We start from the raw sequence: 15,475 nt of genomic DNA, 5'->3' as shown, positions 1-15,475 counted from the left end.
GTGGCGTCCTACTTCCAGACGCCGAACTGCTCGACGTACGCCTCGCCCGTCACCGGTCGCCCCTGGTAGGCACCGCGCACCGCTGAGTCGGCCTCGTTGATTCCCGGCGTGAACGGCTGGTCGGCCTGGATCTCCTGGAGCACGGGCCTGGCCCTCACGACCAGTTGGGTGTTCAGGGCGGGGATCGTGACAGTCCACTTGCCGGCGTAGCGCTGGCCGGTCGTGGGGCTGGTCTCGAAGTGGGTGGCCTGCGGAGCGAGCGGGTTGACGGGGACGACGCGGTGTGTGCCGTCGGGACTGAGCACGGTGGCCCAGTGCTTCTCTCCCTTGTCGTCGAACAGGTCCCACAGGTTGAGGACTTGACCGTTGTCGAGCCGCACGGCCATCCAGGTCCACTTGTGCAGCGTGTCCCAGTTCCAGTTGCCCCACTGGCGGTCGAGCCAGGACGTGCCCGTGACGTGCTTGGTCGCGCCGTCCAGCGTGAGGGTGCCCGTGGTCTGCAGGTCGGGGAGCGAGTAGTAGTAACTGGTGTCGTCCAGGAAGGGAAACAGGCCGGTCCCGTTGTTGTAGAGAGTGGGTCCTACGGCCTTCAGCTTGAGGTCCAACGTCCCTTTGCCCTCGGGCAGTTCCGCCTGCAGGTGCATGGCGTCGAGCGGGCCGGACAGTGACGCGTTCGGCATCCGCACATCGAGTTCGCTCGCGGACGTGCTGAACTGGTCGGGTTTGAAGGCCTTCTGCTCCGAGGTGTACGCCCCGCTCTCCTCGTCCGTGATGGAGATCTGGGTGGTGCCCCTGCGGGTGAGCTGCACCTCGTAGCCGTACTTGTGCCCGCCGGCCCGGATGTGGCCGACGGTGTACCACCATTCCTGCGTGGCGTTCGGGTGTGCCGCCTGGTCGGCGGGCATGTGGACGAAGGTGGGGAAGCCGGGGTCGGCGCTCGGACCGGGCCCCGGCACCTCCCGCGAAACGGTGTGCTCGTGGCCGCTGGTAGCGTTGGCCGCCGCCGGAATTCCGACGGAGGCTGCGACGCCGACTCCTGCGAGAGCGACCGCCAACGCCCTGCGTCCGTGCACCCGGTTCATGGTGCGCATCGGATGTCTCCTCTCAACTCTCGCCGTGATGGCTGGCAACAACTAGTGCGTGCGCGAAAGGGAGTTGCGTGCCCGCCCGCGCACGATCTCGGCCAGACGGGCGGCCTGCTCGTCCACGGCCTGGGGGCCGTTGCCGGTCAGCAGGGAGTGCTCGGCGTCCCAGACCACCTTGGCGGCCGAGGGGTTGAGAGTGAGGCTGACGTCGTAACCGGCCTCTTTGAGGGCCACGTCGACGTAGTAGGTCAGGCGCGTGCGCTCGCCGGGCACCTTCGGATACCCGGACGCGAGCATCACCTTCTCGCCGTACTTGGGGACCGTGGTGATCCGTGCGCCCTTGAAGGCGTGGTCGGGATCGGTCGTGACTTTCCCGTCGGCGTCGACCCGGTACCGCGCCGAGGTCAGGCCCACCGGGGCGTGGCAGATGAGGGAGATCGGGACGTCGACCTCGCGGAGTGTGTTGAGCAACTCGCCCATCCACGGGTTGTTGTTGAAGTCGACCATCGGGGCGTGTCCGCCGGGCATATGCACAAAGGCCATGTCCGCGAGCGAGAAGTCGGAGGCGGGGTCGCGGTGCCGTTCGATGAGCTGTTGGATGGACAGGTACTCGCGCTGCGGCGATGTCTCGAAGTCGGCGACGACATCGGCCCGGACGGAGATGGCCTCTGCGTCCGTCTTGGGGAGCGGCTCGGAGACCGGGATGCGGCCCAGGAGCCGGCGGGCGAGGGCGAGTTCGCTCTCGCGGCGCTTGAGGAGGTCCGGGTTCTTCTCGCGCAGCTTCTCGGGGCCGAACCGCTCGACTCCGGTCTGAATGGTGGTGCGGGCGGTGGCGGGGCCGAGGCCTGCGGCGGCGTGGAAGTTGAGAGCCAGTCCGTTGACGTCCAACTGCGGCAGCTCGCCGTCCGGCGTGGCCAGGATGAAGTCGTAGTCCTTCTCGAACTCCGCCATGACGGCGGCGAGTTCGACGAGGAAGAACCCGGTCGGTATCCCGGGGTGGGCGGCGGGCACGCTCAGCGGGAGCCGACGTGCCGACGACAGGACGATGAGCGCCTTGGGGCGGGGGCTGGTGGTTTCGGGCATGGTCTTGCCTTCTCTTCGGAGTTGGTTTCAGGTCGGGGGTTTCAGGCCCGTACCCCTGACGAGCGTTTGATGAGCGCGTCGAAAGTGCGGTCCGGCAGCAGCCTGTTGAGGAGGATGAGGGGGCCTGCTCCGAATCCGACGCGGTAGCGGGTGCGCGGGCGACGGGCGGTCGCCGCCGTGGTCACGGCCTTGCCGATGACGGTGGCGGGTGAGGTCATGCGGGCGCCGGGCCGCGAGCTGCGCTCAAGGGACTTGGCCATCGCGTCGGCCTGTTCGGCGTACGGCCCCTGGCCGGAGGTCGCCCGCAGCTTGCCGGCCGCGATCGCGCCCCACTCGGTCCGGATGGATCCGGGCTCGATGAGTACGACGTCGATGCCGAACCGCTTGGCCTCCAGGCGCAGCGCGTCACTGAGGCCTTCGACCGCGTACTTGCTGGCGTGGTACCAGGCCCCCATGGGCGTGGCGAACCGGCCGCCCATGGAGCTGATGTTCACGATGGTGCCGCCGCGCCGGGCGCGCATGTGCGGAAGGACCAGCTGGGTCAGCCGCGCCAGGCCGAACACGTTCACCTCGATCTGTGCGCGGGCCTCCTCCATGGATACGTCCTCCAGGGCGCCGTACGAGCCGTAGCCGGCGTTGTTGACGAGGACGTCGATGCGTCCCTCGGCCGCGATGATCTCGGCGACCGCCTTCTCGGCCGAGGTCTCGCTGGTGACGTCGAGTGCGAGCGTTCGTACGCCCGACGCCGCCAGGCCGCTCATCCGCTCGGTGCGTCGGGCCGCGCCGTAGACGACGAAGCCGGCCTCCTGAAGCTGTCGGGCGGCGGACTCGCCGATGCCCGAGGAGGCACCGGTGACCAGGGCTACCTTCTTCGTCATTGCTGACTCCCGCTCTCAGAACTCGTAGGACCCGACGTTCGACCGACCCGACGCCACTTAACAGACCGGCGGGCTCTTCGAGCATAAGAGACCTACGGTCTCTACGCAAGGGACCGGAGGTCTGTAACATATGTCCATGAATACGTTCCAGCGCGCCAGAACCGAGGAGCAGCGCGAAGTCCGCCGCCGGACCATCCTGGAAACCGCGGCGACCATGCTCAGCGAGATGCCGGTGTCCGCCCTGAGCCTCAATGAGCTGAGCCGCCGCGTGGGCCTGGCAAAGTCCAATGTCATGCGCTACTTCGAGTCGCGGGAGGCCGTCCTCCTGGAACTCCTTGAGAGCCTGACCCGGGATTTCCTGACCGAGGTGGTCGATCAGCTGCCGGCCTGCGTCGACCGCACGGCTTCCCCGACCGCGCGAGCCGAGTCGGTGGCATCGGGGCTGGCCTCGTCCTTCGCGTCCCGGAGGATGCTCTGCGAACTGCTCAGCGCCCAGGCCGGCATCCTTGAGCACAACGTCTCCGCCGAGGCTGCCGCGAGGTACAAGCGGGGGGCCCACGAAGGACTCGCCGGTCTGGCGGCCATGCTGCGGGAGATCCTGCCCGAGCTCGGCGACCGGGAGGTCGCCGAAGCGGCCAGCATGACGATCGTTCTCGTCGGAGCACTGTGGACGCACAGCCATCCGGCGACGGCCGTACGCGACGCGTACGCCAACGATCCGAGTCTCGTATTCCTCCGCACGCCCTTCGCCGCGACCCTTGAGCGTTCCATCACGGTCTACCTGATCGGCCTGCTGACCAGTTCCGACCGCTGATCTGAACTCCCGGGAACAGCCAGGTAGCCGCCGGAAGTCCCCGCGCGCATGCCTCTCCCCCGGCAGGGCAAGAGGCCCTGGTCAGGGCGCCAACGGCGGGAAAGTTGCTCGTTACCGGTGGTTACCACCAGGTCGGGGCGGGCGTATTCCCGTCGGCATTTCCCCGCCCGCCCGCCGCCGCGATTGAATAAAAGGCAAGAACCACCGGGGAATTGGGATTCCTTTGAACCGCGCCATCACAACCGCCGTACTTCTGGGAAAGGTGAGACCCAGGGGTTCAGCGAGGGATGGCCATGGTCGAGACGCACGTCTCCGTACACGAGTCAGTCGCCGGCAGATACCGACCCATGGAGGTCGCGCATCGGGAGACGAACCGGCTCACGTGGTACGGCGAGGACATGGCCGCCGAACGCCCGTGCCTCCTCACGCAGGTGACGCTGCCCGCCGCGCTGGACGAGGAGAGCGCGCGCCGGACCACCGCCGCGATCATGCGCACCTCCGAGATCATGGTGCTGCTCGCTCCCACCCGGGTCGCCCAGGTCATGGACGCCGTCGAGGACGCCGGCACGCTGTGGACCGTCACCGACTGGATCGACGGCACACCGCTCGGCCAACTCCTCGCCCAGCAGGGCACGTTCCACTATGTACGGGCGGCCCGCATCGGCCTCGAACTGCTCGACATCCTGGAGGCCGCGCACAACGAGGGCATCACGCACGGCGAACTCAGCCCCGGCCAGGTGTTCGTGCGGGACCGGGGCACCGTCGTCCTCACCGGCTTCGGACTCGCCGGCGCCACCCTCGTCCCCCGGCTCACCGCACCCTCATACGCCTCCCCCGAACAGGCCCGCGACGAGCGCATCGGACCGGCCGCCGACCTGTGGGCGCTGGGTGCGATCCTCTACACGCTGGTCGAGGGGCACCCGCCGTTCCGTGATCGGGGCCGCCCCGAGGCGACCCTGAAGGGTGTGGACCGGCTCCCGATGCGCGGCCCGTCGCGCGCCGGGCCGCTGGCGCAGGTCATCCAGGGGCTGCTGCGCAAGAACTCCCGCGAGCGGATGACCCGCCCCGTGGTCCGCGAGGCCCTCACCCGGATCCTCCACGACGACCCGTACGCGGACCGCGAGCCCGTCCCGCTGCCCCGGCTGCGGCGGGCCTACGACACCTTCCGCGGCGCGGGCACCACCTGGAGCGGGCGCGGCATGGCCGTCGGGACCGCGCTGGCCGTCGGCACCGTCACGGTCGCCGTCCTCGCCGCCACCCACCAACTCCCCGGCACCGAGACCTCGTCGGCCACCTCCCCCTCCTCGCCCCTCCCGTCCGCCTCGGCCTCCGCGAGCACTCCCGGCGAGAACGTCGACGGACACAACTACAGCCCCTCCGCCACGCCTTCACCGACGGCCCCCACCTCCCCCGCGGCCTCCGCCTCGCCCTCGGTCACCGCGTCCCCGTCCCCCTCCCCCACCGCCTCCGTGCTGCCCGCCGGTTTCCGGGTGTTCAAGGCGCCGGAGGGGTTCTCCGTCGCGCTCCCCAAGGGCTGGAAGGTGGTGGACACCCAGAAGGACGGCGACATCGCCTATCGCGTCACCTTCGGCGCCTCGGGCGACCCGCGCACCCTGGCCGTGACCTACAGCACGCAGGCGGGCCCGGACCCGGTCGCCATCTGGCGCGACGACGTACTGCCGGGGCTGAAGCAGACCGAGGGCTTCCAGCAGATCGGCGACATCAGGGCCACGACGTACCAGGGCGACAAGGCGGCCGACCTGGAGTGGTTCTCCGGCACCGGCGACGCCAGGGTGCGTACGCTCGGGCGCGGGTTCCTGCTCGGCGGCGGGCGCAGTTTCTCGCTACGGTGGACGACGCCCGCCGACGAGTGGAACGACGCGGCCAACCGTCAGGCGCTGGGGACCTTCTTCAAGACCTTCAAGCGGTCGGCGAACTGACGGCGACGCGAGGGCCGGGCACTCAAACCAGCGGCAATGGGTGGATATAGGCTGCCTGTTCGCACCGTGCCTCATCTCAAGCCCAGGAGAGTCCGCCTTGACCGTAGTGATCGACCAGGCCGAGACGTCCTTCACCGCCCTCGACGACGCCGGCCTCGTCGCCCGGGACGCCCAGGAGTTCGGAGCCTACGCCCGCACCGGCGGCTGGGCCTTCGGCCTGAAGGTGGCGCGCAGCGTACGGCCCGGCGGGCAGAGCGCGGACGAGACGCCGAAGGTCTCCGCGAAGGAGTTCGCCGAACTCGCCGACTGCTCCCCCGAGCGCGTCATGCGCTACTACAAGGCCTGGGACCGGGCCGCGGACGACGGTCTCGTACCGCAGTTCGAGGAGCTGGCCCCCGGCCAGGAGGTCGAACTCCCGGACGCCGACGTGTGGTTGAACTACTACGTCTCCCGCTCCTCCGCCACCTCCGAGCGCGGCACCGCCATCTCCGAGGCCGCCGAGGCCGAAGGCATCCGCCCCACCAAGGCCCTGGAGGTCGCGGAGAACCCCACCGCGCTGCGCGCCGCGATCCTCGCCGACCCGTCCACCGCCCGGGCGGCCCGTCAGGCGCTGCTCGACCGGGTGCGCGAAGACCCCGAGCTGCAGGCCGAGTTGGCCCGTGACGTGGTCCGTACCGACGACCTGAAGAAGGCCGTCGCGACGGAGAGCCGCTCGGCGGACCGGATCGGCTACGTCCGCCAGATCGCCGAGTCGGGCCAGATCAAGACCCCCGCAGGACAGACCGTCGACGCGCCCCTCGACGTACGCCAGGAGGCGGAGCGGCACCTGTCGCTGCTCGACGAGCTCGAGGAGGGCGAGGACACCGGCGAGTGGGCCACCGAGGCCTACGACACCATGAAGAACCTGGTCGTCGAGACGGTGGAGGCCGACCCCGAACTGCGCGTCCAGGAGCGGCGGACGAAGTTCTACAGCAGCCTCCAGAAGGCCACGAAGGTGTTCGAGGAGCTGACCTTCGACGACGCCCAGGACTTCTACGAGGACGACATGGTCAAGCGTCTGGAGGAACTCCAGCAGGCCATCGACAGCTGCCTCACCGCGCTGCGCAAGAGCACCACTCCGGCTGAGTAGCCGTACTCATGTAGCGGCTTCGGCCTTCGGACACGATGGGGCTCCCCACGACAAGGGAGCCCCATCGTGTCCGTTCCAGCTTCCGCGCCGCGGCGCCGGCTGCCCGCCGCCATGGTCGCGCTGGTGATCGTCGGCATGGCCGTCTCCGCCTGGCATCCGCACGACCGCACGACCTGGTTCCTGGAGACCGTGTGGGTCTTCGTTGGACTCCCGGTGATCGTCCTGACCTGGCGCCGCTTCCCCTTCACCGGCCTCCTGTGCTGTCTGCTCGCCGCGCACGCGCTGGTTCTCGCCGTGGGCGGCCACTACACGTACGCGCAGGTGCCGGTCGGCGACTGGGTCCGGGACACGTTCGGGCTCAGCCGGAATCCCTACGACCGTTTCGGCCACCTCATGCAGGGCTTCGTACCGGCGGTCCTGGTACGGGAGTTGCTCACCCGCACCTCGCCGCTGCGCGGCAGCCGCTGGCTGGCGCCGCTGACCGTGTGCGCGTGCCTCGCCTTCAGCGCGCTCTTCGAGCTGTTCGAGTGGGCGGCGGCCGTGATCGGCGGACACGGCGCGGACGCCTTTCTGGCGACCCAGGGGGATGTGTGGGACACGCAGTGGGACATGTTCTGCGCGCTGATCGGGGCCACGGTCTCGGTGCTGGTGCTCAGCCGCGTCCACGACCGGCAGATGGCGCGGCTCGGGGTCATCGGCCCGGTCGAGTCGTATCGCGCTGTCTCGCCCACAGTGGCAATACGAACCAGCACAGCAGGTACCAGGTGACCACCCCGGCGACCAGCCAGGGCACATACGCGTCGTGGGTCGCAACCCTGAGAACCAGCAGCAGCGCGGCCGTCATCGTGGCGAGCAGCAGGACGAGCCCGACGAAGGTCAGCCGGGACGCCCAGCGCACCGCCTGGGGTTTCACGCTCCGGCCCGAGACCAGGCGGTGCAGGGACACCGGGCCGATCAGCGCTCCGGTGGCGGTGGCACCGAGGACGACGGTCACGACGTAGAGGACCTGGTTCGCGTGCTCCAGCTGGGCGTACTTCGGGGTGAAGACGACGGTGAGGAGGAACCCGAACAGGATCTGTACGCCGGTCTGCGCGACCCGGACCTCCTGGATGAGCTCGCCCCACATCCGGTCCGCTCTCTCGTCCTCGGACTCGTCGCGCCCCGTCCGCCGATCTTCCTCCTGAGTCATGCGGTCCGTGTAACCGGACCGCAGACCCTTCAAACGGAACTGCGGCCTACCAGCGGCCCTCCACCTGGTCCTTGATCCGGCGGTCGTAGAGGTCCCGGATCGAGGTGAGCGTGTCCTCGGACAGGGCGGGCAGCCTGGCCGCCGCCGCGTTGGCGCGGGCCTGTTCGGGTGAGCGCGCGCCGGGGATCACCGACGTGACACCGGGCTGGTCGATGATCCAGCGCAGGGCCAGCTGGGCCGGGGTGTATCCCTCCGGGGCGAGGGCGGAGAACTCGGCGGCGGCCTCGACGCCCGTCGCGTAGTCGACGCCGGAGAAGGTCTCGCCCTGGTCGAAGGCCTCGCCGTGGCGGTTGTAGGTGCGGTGGTCGTTCTCGGGGAAGACCGTGTCCTTGGTGTACTTCCCGGACAGCAGGCCGGAGGCGAGAGGCACGCGCGCGATGATGCCGACGCCCGCCTCCTGGGCGGCCGGGAGCACCTGGAGCAGGGGTTTCATGCGGAACGCGTTGAGGATGATCTGCACGCTGGTCACGTTCGGCCGGGCGATCGCGGTGAGGGCCTCCTCGCAGGTCTCGACGCTGACGCCGTACCGCGCGATGCGCTCCTCGGCGACCAGGGTGTCGAGGGCGTCGAACACCTCGTCCGAGGAGTAGACCGGCGTCGGCGGGCAGTGCAGCTGTACCAGGTCGATGCGGTCGACGCCGAGGTTGCGGCGCGAACGGTCGTTCCACGCGCGGAAGTTCTCGAGGACGTAGTTCTCGGGGATCTGGTCGACGCGGCGGCCCATCTTGGTCGCGACCAGGACATGCAGATCGGGCCGGCCGCTCAGGAAGGCGGCGATGGTCTGCTCGCTGCGCCCGTCGCCGTACACGTCGGCCGTGTCGAAGAAGGTCACCCCCGACTCCGCCGCCGCCTCCAGCACGGCGAGGGCCTCCTTGTCGTCGACGTCTCCCCAGTCGGCGCCCAGCTGCCAGGTGCCGAGCCCGACGACGGATGCCTGCTGCTGCGACCTGCCGATTACACGTTCGTCCATGCCGTCAGTCTGTCATCCGGCACCGACATGCGCGGAACGGGCTCCTCCGGGCCGCGACCTGTGAATCTTTCACTCACACGGGTGAACCAGTTCGACAGGCTGCCTACTCGTGTCAACTCCCACCTAGCGTGTGCGCGTGACCGATCATGTGGCGAACAACCTCCAGTCGGGGAACGGCAGTTCCGCTCCCTGGACCCGTCGTGGCTTCCTCCTCTCTGCGGCCGCGCTGGCCGCCGTACCCGTCCTCCTGACGGCCGATCCGGCTCTCGCCGCGGCCGAGCTGCCGGACTTCCCGGCCGAGGTCGACCTCTACCGCTCGGCGTACCGGAACTGGGTCGGCGAGATCACCGCCGACGGGTTGTGGGCGTGCGCGCCGACCGACGCCGGCCAGGTGGTGTCCGTCGTCAACTGGGCCTGGCAGCACGGCTGGCGGGTCCGCGCCCGCGGCTCCTCGCACGGCTGGTCACCGCTGACGATCGAGTCCGGTACGGCGTCGGACGCGCCGGTGCTGCTGGTCGACACCGCCCCGCACCTCACCGGCCTCACCCTGGACTCCGCCTCGGCCGTCCGGGCCGGCACCGGGGTCACCCTGGAGGCGCTGCTCACCTATCTGGAGGGGCACGGTCTCGGTCTCACCGCGGCGCCCGCACCCGGCGATCTGACGCTCGGCGGCGCCCTGGCGATCGACGCGCACGGCACGGCCGTACCGGCTGACGGCGAGGAGCGGACGGCCGGGCACACGTTCGGGTCGCTCAGCAATCTGGTGCTGTCGCTGACGGCGGTGGTGTGGGACTCGGACACCGGCGCGTACGTCCTGCGGACCTACACCCGCGACGAGGCGGACTGCGCGGCGCTGCTCACCCATCTGGGGCGTTCACTGGTCACCGAGGTCGTGCTGCGGGTGGGGGCGAACGCGAATCTGCGGTGCCTGAGCCGTACGGACATCCCGGCCACCGAGCTCTTCGCGGCGCCCGGGTCCGACGGGCGTACCTTCGCGAGTTTCCTGGACGAGGCCGGGCGGGCCGAGGCGATCTGGTTCGCGTTCACCGAGTTCCCCTGGCTGAAGGTGTGGAGCGTCGCACCGACCCGGCCGTTGACCTCGCGGCGCGTGACGTCGCCGTACAACTATCCGTTCTCCGACAACGTGCCGACGGTGGTCGCGGATCTCGTCGGGCGGATCCTGTCCGACGGCGCGTGGTATCTGGCGCCGGTGCTCGGCAACGCCCAACTCGACGTGGCTGCAGTGGGGTTGACGGCGACGCTGTCGGCGGACATCTGGGGGCCGTCGAAGAACACACTGCTCTACGTCAGGCCGACGACACTGCGGGAGACCGCCAACGGGTACGCGGTGCTCACCGCACGCGCCCAAGTGCAGCGGGTGGTGCACGAGTTCACCGAGTTCTACCGGGAGCGGCTCGCCGCGTACGCCGCGCTCGGCCGGTTCCCCGTCAACGGCACCGTCGAGATCAGAGTCACCGGCCTCGACCACCCCGCCGACTCCGAACTCACCGGCGCCCGCGCCCCGTTGCTCTCCGCGCTGCGCCCGAGCGCCGAGCACCCCGAGTGGGACACGGCCGTCTGGCTGGACGTCCTGACACTGCCCGGCACGCCGTACGCGGAGGAGTTCCTGCGGGAGTTGGAGCAGTTCCTGTTCCGCTCGTTCGACGGCACCCGGGTCGAGTGGTCGAAGGGCTGGGCCTACACCGACGAGGCCGCGTGGAGCGACGAGGAGGTGCTGGGGACGGCGGTCCCGGGTTCGTTCGGGGAGTCGGTGTGGGGGCAGGCGGCCGGGACCTTCGACCGGCTCGATCCACACGGGGTGTTCGGGAATGCCTTCCTGGACCGGCTGTTCGGCTAGCACTGACTAGGCTGTGTCGGAGATCTTGACACAGGGAGAGTTGTGACCAGCTGGCCGACCGCGCTGACGAAGGCGGGCATCACCGATCCGCGACTGCGGCACGCCTACGACATCCAGCGCGGGATCGTCCGCAGGTTCGCGCTGCACGAGTACGTGGCGGTACGGCTGTTGCTGCCGGCGGAGCTGCATCCGCCGGTCGTCGCCGCGGTGGCCTATATGCACACGACCGACGAACTGATCGACACCGGTGACGTGGACGCGCGGGAGGCAGCCCTCTCCGCCTGGGACGCCGGGACCTCGGCGGCCCTGGAGAGCGCCGAACCACCCGAGCAGGACGGCCTGTTGGCGCTCTGGGACACCGTTCGCCGTCACCCGGACATGGCGGCCCGGGTGCGGGCCTTCCTCGACGGCGCTCCCGTCGACGCGAGTTGGACCGGCTTCGAGACGGAGGCCGACTTCCAGGCGTACGTGGACAGTTACTCGCTGCCCGCCCTGATGCTGACCGCGTCGCTGCTCGCGCCGGCCGACCCCGAGACGTACAAGTCGTTCGTCCAGGGGTGCCGGGATCTGATCGAGGGCTGGCAGCGCAGCGACTTCCTCGCCGACCTCCGGGAGGACGCCGAGAACGACCGCATCGGCATCCCACGGGACGAACTCGCCCGGCACGGGCTGAAGTTCGAGGATCTGCGGAGCAGGCCGGAAGCGTGCGTGCCCGCGCTGGACCAGGTGGTCCGGGCGCAGGCCGACCTCGCCGGGACCACGCTCGTGGACTGCCGTGCGCTTCCCGCGCTGGTCGCGGCGGAACACCGGCCGTTCCTCGACGCCTTGCTCGCCGTCCAGGAACTGCGACTGGGCGCGGTACGACGCGCAGGGGGCAGGGTCCTGCTGCGCGACACGGGACCGTCGGTGTTCGCCACGCTGGGTGTCCTGGCCCGGCAGTACCGCAGGGCTCGCCGGTACGCCTAGGAGTCCAAGTGGGCCTGCACAGTGGGTCCGTAGCGGTCCACGATGACGTCCGTCGCGGTCTCGCGCAGCCGGGTGCCGCGTGCGATGCCGTACATCACGCCGAGGCCGAGGACGGTGGAGACGGCCAGTTCGGCGCGCAGGCCGGCGTCGGGGTCGGGGAGCCGTTCGGCGAGGCGGTCGACCACCTGGGCGCGGAAGTTGACGCGCAGGATGTCGCCGTGGTCGCCCTGGAGGGGCGCGAACGCGATGCGCAGCAGCGGGTCGGCGCCCCGCTCGCGCTGGCTGACCAGGACGTGCCGGACCATGTGGCGGCCGAGTTCGTCGAGCGGGGCGTCGAGCAGGGCCTCCGCGTCCGACTCGAAGGACATCACGCGGGCGAAGAGGGCTTCCTTGTTGCCGAAGTACTTGAGGATCAACGGGGCGCTGACACCGGCGCGTTCGGCCACGGCCTTGAGGGTGATGTCGGCGTGCGCGTTCCGGGCGAGAAGGTAGCGGGCCGCCCTGAGGATGGCCGCCTTGGTCGCCTCGGCGTCCCGGCGTGCGGGCGGGGACGGGGACGCGGCGGGTGGGGTGCTCACGGCCCTCATGCTCCCTCCAGCGCCTCGTCCCGCGCGCCCCGGGTACGGCCGTCCGTGCCCCGCGCCTTGTCGGGCGTGGCGTCGCCGGGGATGGTGAGCGCCGTCGCGCAGGCGATCAGGGCGACCACGGCGGCGATGCCGAACGCCATCAGGTATCCGTGCAGCGTGGGCAGCGGGCGTCCGCCGATCAGGCTGGTGTGGTGCACGAGTACGGCGGCCACCACGGCGCTGGAGACGGCCTGGCCGATGGTGCGCATCAGGACGTTGACGCCGTTGGCGGACGCGGTCTGGCCGGCCGGCACGGCGCGCAGGATGAGGGTGGGCAACGCCGAGTAGGCGAAGGTGGTGCCGGTGGCCACGACGGTCGCGCCGAGGATGATCGTCCACAGGTCGTGGCTGTCGGCGATGCGCACCACATAGCCGAGCGCGATGATCGCGGCCCCGATGGCGAGCGTGATCCGCGGGCCGCGGGCCGCGGAGATCCGGGCCGAGAGGGGTGAGAGCAGCAGCATCGTGATGCCGCCGGGCAGCAGGCACAGTCCTGTCTCGACGATCGACAGTCCGAGCCCGTACCCGGTGGCCTTGGGCGCCTGCACCAGTTGGGCGGTGACCAGGGAGTTGGCGTAGAACGCGAAGCCGGTCAGCAGGGCCGCGACATGGGACAGGCCCACCCGGGGCCGCGACACCAACCGCAGGTCCACCAGCGGCAGTTGGGTGCGCAGCTGCTGCCACCACCAGAGCGCGAGTACGACGACCGCGCCGAGGAACAGCCCCAGGATCCGCGGGCTGCCCCATCCCCACTGGCCGCCCTGGGACACGCCGAGGAGCAGGCACACCAGCCCGGCGGCGAGTCCGAGCGCGCCGAGCACGTCGAAGCGGCCGGGTTCCCGCACGGGCGACTCGCGCACCGCCCACCAGACCGCCGAGACGCCGATCGCGCCGAGGGTGGCGGTCGCCCAGAACATGACGTGCCAGTTGGAGTACTGCACGATCAGTGCGGCGAGGGGCAGTCCGAGCGCGGCGCCGATGCCGACGGTGGAACTCATCAACGCGACCGCGCTGCCCCGGCGTTCCGGCGGCAGTTCGTCCCGCAGGATGCTGATCGACAGGGGTACGACGGCGGAGGCGGCGCCCTGGAGGGCGCGGGCCGTGATGAGCACGCGGATGTCGGAGGACAGGGCGCACATGACCGAGCCGACGGTCATCAGGCTCAGTGCGCCCGTCAGGACCCTTCGCTTGCCGTACATGTCGCCGGCCCGGCCGAGTACGGGGGTGAGGACGGCGCCGGAGAGCAGGGTCGCCGTGACCATCCAGGAGACGGCGCCCGCGGAGGAGTGGGTCAGCCGGGGCAGGGACGGCAGCAGGGGGACGACCACGGTCTGCATGACCGCCATCAGGATCCCGCCGAAGGCCAGCACCGGGACCGTGAGCCGGTCCCGCAAGGGGGTCCGCCCGGTGGTGCCGGACGGGTCGGGTATCGGTACGGGCTGACCCATGGGCACTCCAGCGGACACGTAAAGAAGGTGAATGGCTATTCACCCTATCCGGTGAATAGCCATTCACCCAATGCGCTCGGGAGGCCAGGTGCCCCTGCTTGCGGGAGCCGGGCACCCTACTTGCGGGAGGCGAGCGCCCGCGCGTGGACGGTGCGCGCCAGCCTGGGGCCGAGCCAGCGCTTGAACCGGCGCAGCGCCTCCAGTCGTCCGGCCGCCTTGTCGAGGCCGTAGTAGACCTGCGGCGGGACGTACGGCAGCAGCGGCGAGTGGCGCTGGCCGAGCAGGGCGAACATGCGGTGCGGGGGCAGGTGGATGTAGCGCTGGAGGTTCTCGTACCACTGGGCGCTGTAGCGGGCCGCGCTCTGGATGGACAACAGGGCGGACTTACGGCGCTGTTCGTAGGCGGCGAGGGCCTGGGGCAGTTCGGTGTGGTCGCGCAGGGCGTCGGCGAGCGCGATGGCGTCCTCCAGGGCGAGGGTGGTGCCGGCGCCGATGGAGTAGTGGGTGGTGTGGGCGGCGTCGCCGAGCAGGACGAGGTTGTCGCGGTGCCAGGTGCGGTTGGTGAGGGTGCGGAAGTTGAGCCACTGGGCGCTGCCGTCGGCGGAGGCGCGGCCGATCAGGGAGTGGCCGTCGAGGAGGTCGGCGAAGAGTTTCTCCAGGAGGGCGAGTCCGTCGGCCTCGGCGGCGGTGTCGAGGCCGAGGCCGGTCCAGGTCTCGGGGGCGCACTCGATGACGCAGGTGCTGCCCTCGGGGCCGAACGCGTAGCCGTAGCACCAGATCCAGCCGTGGTCGGTCTCCACGAAGGCGAAGGTGAAGGAGCCGAAGACCTTGCTGGTGCCGAGCCAGATGTACTGGTTGCGGCCTGGCTTGAGTTCGGCGCCGAAGTGGTCGGCGTGGCGGGTGCGCAGCGCGCTGTTGACGCCGTCGGCGGCCACGATCAGATCCGCGTCGGGCAGGTCGTCGGCGGTGACGTCGTGGTCGAACTCCAGCCGTACACCCAGGGATCTGGCCCGTTCGGCGAGGATCTTGAGGAGGCGGTGGCGGCCGATGCCGTGGCCCTCGTCGCCGGGCTGGGTGGTCGTGAGGTCCCGGACGCGGGCGACGCCGTCACTCCAGCGCACGGAGTGCTCGTCGACGGCCTGCGCCGACTCGGGGTCGTACTCCCGGAGTTGGCCGAGCAGTCCGCGCCAGTACGTGACGCCCCAGCCGTAGGTCGAGCCCTCGGGGTTGCGCTCGTAGACGGTGATGTCGTGGGACGGGTCCTGCCGCTTCAGCAGGATCGAGAGATACAGGCCGGCGGGCCCGCCTCCGACACAGGCGACCTTCACGCGCACACCCCTGGGTTTTACTCAAAGTGGTCAAGTGGATCCGCAGAGTAGCAGGATGGGGCGGCACGGAATGCGCGTCACCCCGCACGAGACCAAGGGGA

General features: G+C 70.2%; 14 protein-coding genes. 6 read left to right on the top strand and 8 right to left on the bottom strand.

From position 1 onward, the window contains the following. Nucleotides 1-8: 8 nt before the first annotated feature. Genes SSP08S_RS55515 through SSP08S_RS18995 form a run of 3 tightly spaced genes read right to left on the bottom strand, consistent with a single transcriptional unit; the run spans nucleotide 9 to nucleotide 3,046 of the window. Nucleotides 9-1,091, bottom strand: a complete 1,083-nt coding sequence (locus SSP08S_RS55515) for a lipocalin-like domain-containing protein (RefSeq protein WP_019069202.1) — start codon at nucleotides 1,089-1,091, stop codon at nucleotides 9-11. A 42-nt stretch (nucleotides 1,092-1,133) separates the two neighbouring features. Continuing rightward, nucleotides 1,134-2,168 carry a type 1 glutamine amidotransferase family protein gene (locus tag SSP08S_RS19000; protein ID WP_019069201.1) on the bottom strand — a complete coding sequence of 345 codons (1,035 nt, stop codon included), beginning with the start codon at nucleotides 2,166-2,168 and terminating at the stop codon, nucleotides 1,134-1,136. A gap of 41 nt (nucleotides 2,169-2,209) precedes the next feature. Further along, nucleotides 2,210-3,046 carry an oxidoreductase gene (locus SSP08S_RS18995; RefSeq protein ID WP_019069200.1) on the bottom strand — a complete coding sequence of 279 codons (837 nt, stop codon included), beginning with the start codon at nucleotides 3,044-3,046 and terminating at the stop codon, nucleotides 2,210-2,212. Nucleotides 3,047-3,182: 136 nt separating this feature from the next. On the opposite strand from SSP08S_RS18995, the gene SSP08S_RS18990 reads away from it, so the two are divergent. From SSP08S_RS18990 to SSP08S_RS18975, 4 genes are all read left to right on the top strand, one after another. Then, complete coding sequence (locus tag SSP08S_RS18990; RefSeq protein ID WP_026178630.1) at nucleotides 3,183-3,860, top strand: TetR/AcrR family transcriptional regulator; 678 nt, start codon at nucleotides 3,183-3,185, stop codon at nucleotides 3,858-3,860. 287 nt (nucleotides 3,861-4,147) lie between these two features. Further along, nucleotides 4,148-5,800, top strand: a complete 1,653-nt coding sequence (locus SSP08S_RS18985) for a serine/threonine protein kinase (RefSeq protein WP_019069198.1) — start codon at nucleotides 4,148-4,150, stop codon at nucleotides 5,798-5,800. 106 nt (nucleotides 5,801-5,906) lie between these two features. Beyond that, on the top strand, nucleotides 5,907-6,929 hold the full coding sequence (locus SSP08S_RS18980) for a hypothetical protein (protein ID WP_019069197.1): 1,023 nt from the start codon (nucleotides 5,907-5,909) through the stop codon (nucleotides 6,927-6,929). Nucleotides 6,930-7,040: 111 nt separating this feature from the next. Then, complete coding sequence (locus tag SSP08S_RS18975; protein WP_043259544.1) at nucleotides 7,041-7,697, top strand: DUF2238 domain-containing protein; 657 nt, start codon at nucleotides 7,041-7,043, stop codon at nucleotides 7,695-7,697. Here SSP08S_RS18975 and SSP08S_RS18970 read toward each other — a convergent pair. Together SSP08S_RS18970 and SSP08S_RS18965 are read right to left on the bottom strand one after the other, a co-directional pair. Next, the gene (locus SSP08S_RS18970; protein WP_026178628.1) at nucleotides 7,621-8,118 is read right to left on the bottom strand and encodes a DUF6328 family protein; all 498 of its coding nucleotides are present in this window, start codon (nucleotides 8,116-8,118) and stop codon (nucleotides 7,621-7,623) included. The two genes, SSP08S_RS18975 and SSP08S_RS18970, sit on opposite strands and share 77 nt — an antisense overlap. Before the next feature lie 46 nt (nucleotides 8,119-8,164). Then, nucleotides 8,165-9,148, bottom strand: coding sequence for an aldo/keto reductase (locus tag SSP08S_RS18965; protein ID WP_019069194.1), 984 nt, complete (start codon nucleotides 9,146-9,148; stop codon nucleotides 8,165-8,167). A 136-nt stretch (nucleotides 9,149-9,284) separates the two neighbouring features. Here SSP08S_RS18965 and SSP08S_RS18960 point away from each other — a divergent pair, with 136 nt between their 5' ends. Then, nucleotides 9,285-11,006 carry a cholesterol oxidase substrate-binding domain-containing protein gene (locus SSP08S_RS18960; RefSeq protein ID WP_245607905.1) on the top strand — a complete coding sequence of 574 codons (1,722 nt, stop codon included), beginning with the start codon at nucleotides 9,285-9,287 and terminating at the stop codon, nucleotides 11,004-11,006. 42 nt (nucleotides 11,007-11,048) lie between these two features. Next, the gene (locus tag SSP08S_RS18955; RefSeq protein ID WP_019069192.1) at nucleotides 11,049-11,972 is read left to right on the top strand and encodes a phytoene/squalene synthase family protein; all 924 of its coding nucleotides are present in this window, start codon (nucleotides 11,049-11,051) and stop codon (nucleotides 11,970-11,972) included. Here SSP08S_RS18955 and SSP08S_RS18950 read toward each other — a convergent pair. The 3 genes from SSP08S_RS18950 to SSP08S_RS18940 all read right to left on the bottom strand — a co-directional run bounded on the left by SSP08S_RS18950 (nucleotide 11,969) and on the right by SSP08S_RS18940 (nucleotide 15,374). Further along, entirely contained in the window at nucleotides 11,969-12,559 is a 591-nt protein-coding gene (locus tag SSP08S_RS18950; RefSeq protein ID WP_019069191.1) for a TetR/AcrR family transcriptional regulator, read from the bottom strand. The two genes, SSP08S_RS18955 and SSP08S_RS18950, sit on opposite strands and share 4 nt — an antisense overlap. Continuing rightward, nucleotides 12,556-14,046 (bottom strand): MFS transporter, encoded by a 1,491-nt coding sequence (locus SSP08S_RS18945; RefSeq protein ID WP_019069190.1) that lies wholly within the window; start codon nucleotides 14,044-14,046, stop codon nucleotides 12,556-12,558. Before SSP08S_RS18945 ends, SSP08S_RS18950 begins: the two co-directional genes overlap by 4 nt. A 116-nt stretch (nucleotides 14,047-14,162) precedes the next feature. Further along, nucleotides 14,163-15,374 (bottom strand): FAD-dependent monooxygenase, encoded by a 1,212-nt coding sequence (locus SSP08S_RS18940; protein WP_026178627.1) that lies wholly within the window; start codon nucleotides 15,372-15,374, stop codon nucleotides 14,163-14,165. Nucleotides 15,375-15,475 lie beyond the last annotated feature (101 nt).

It is taken from the genome of Streptomyces hokutonensis, from assembly GCF_000376565.1.
GTDB classification, from domain to species: Bacteria; Actinomycetota; Actinomycetes; order Streptomycetales; family Streptomycetaceae; genus Streptomyces; species Streptomyces hokutonensis.
This window is presented reverse-complemented; position numbering and strand designations above follow the sequence as displayed.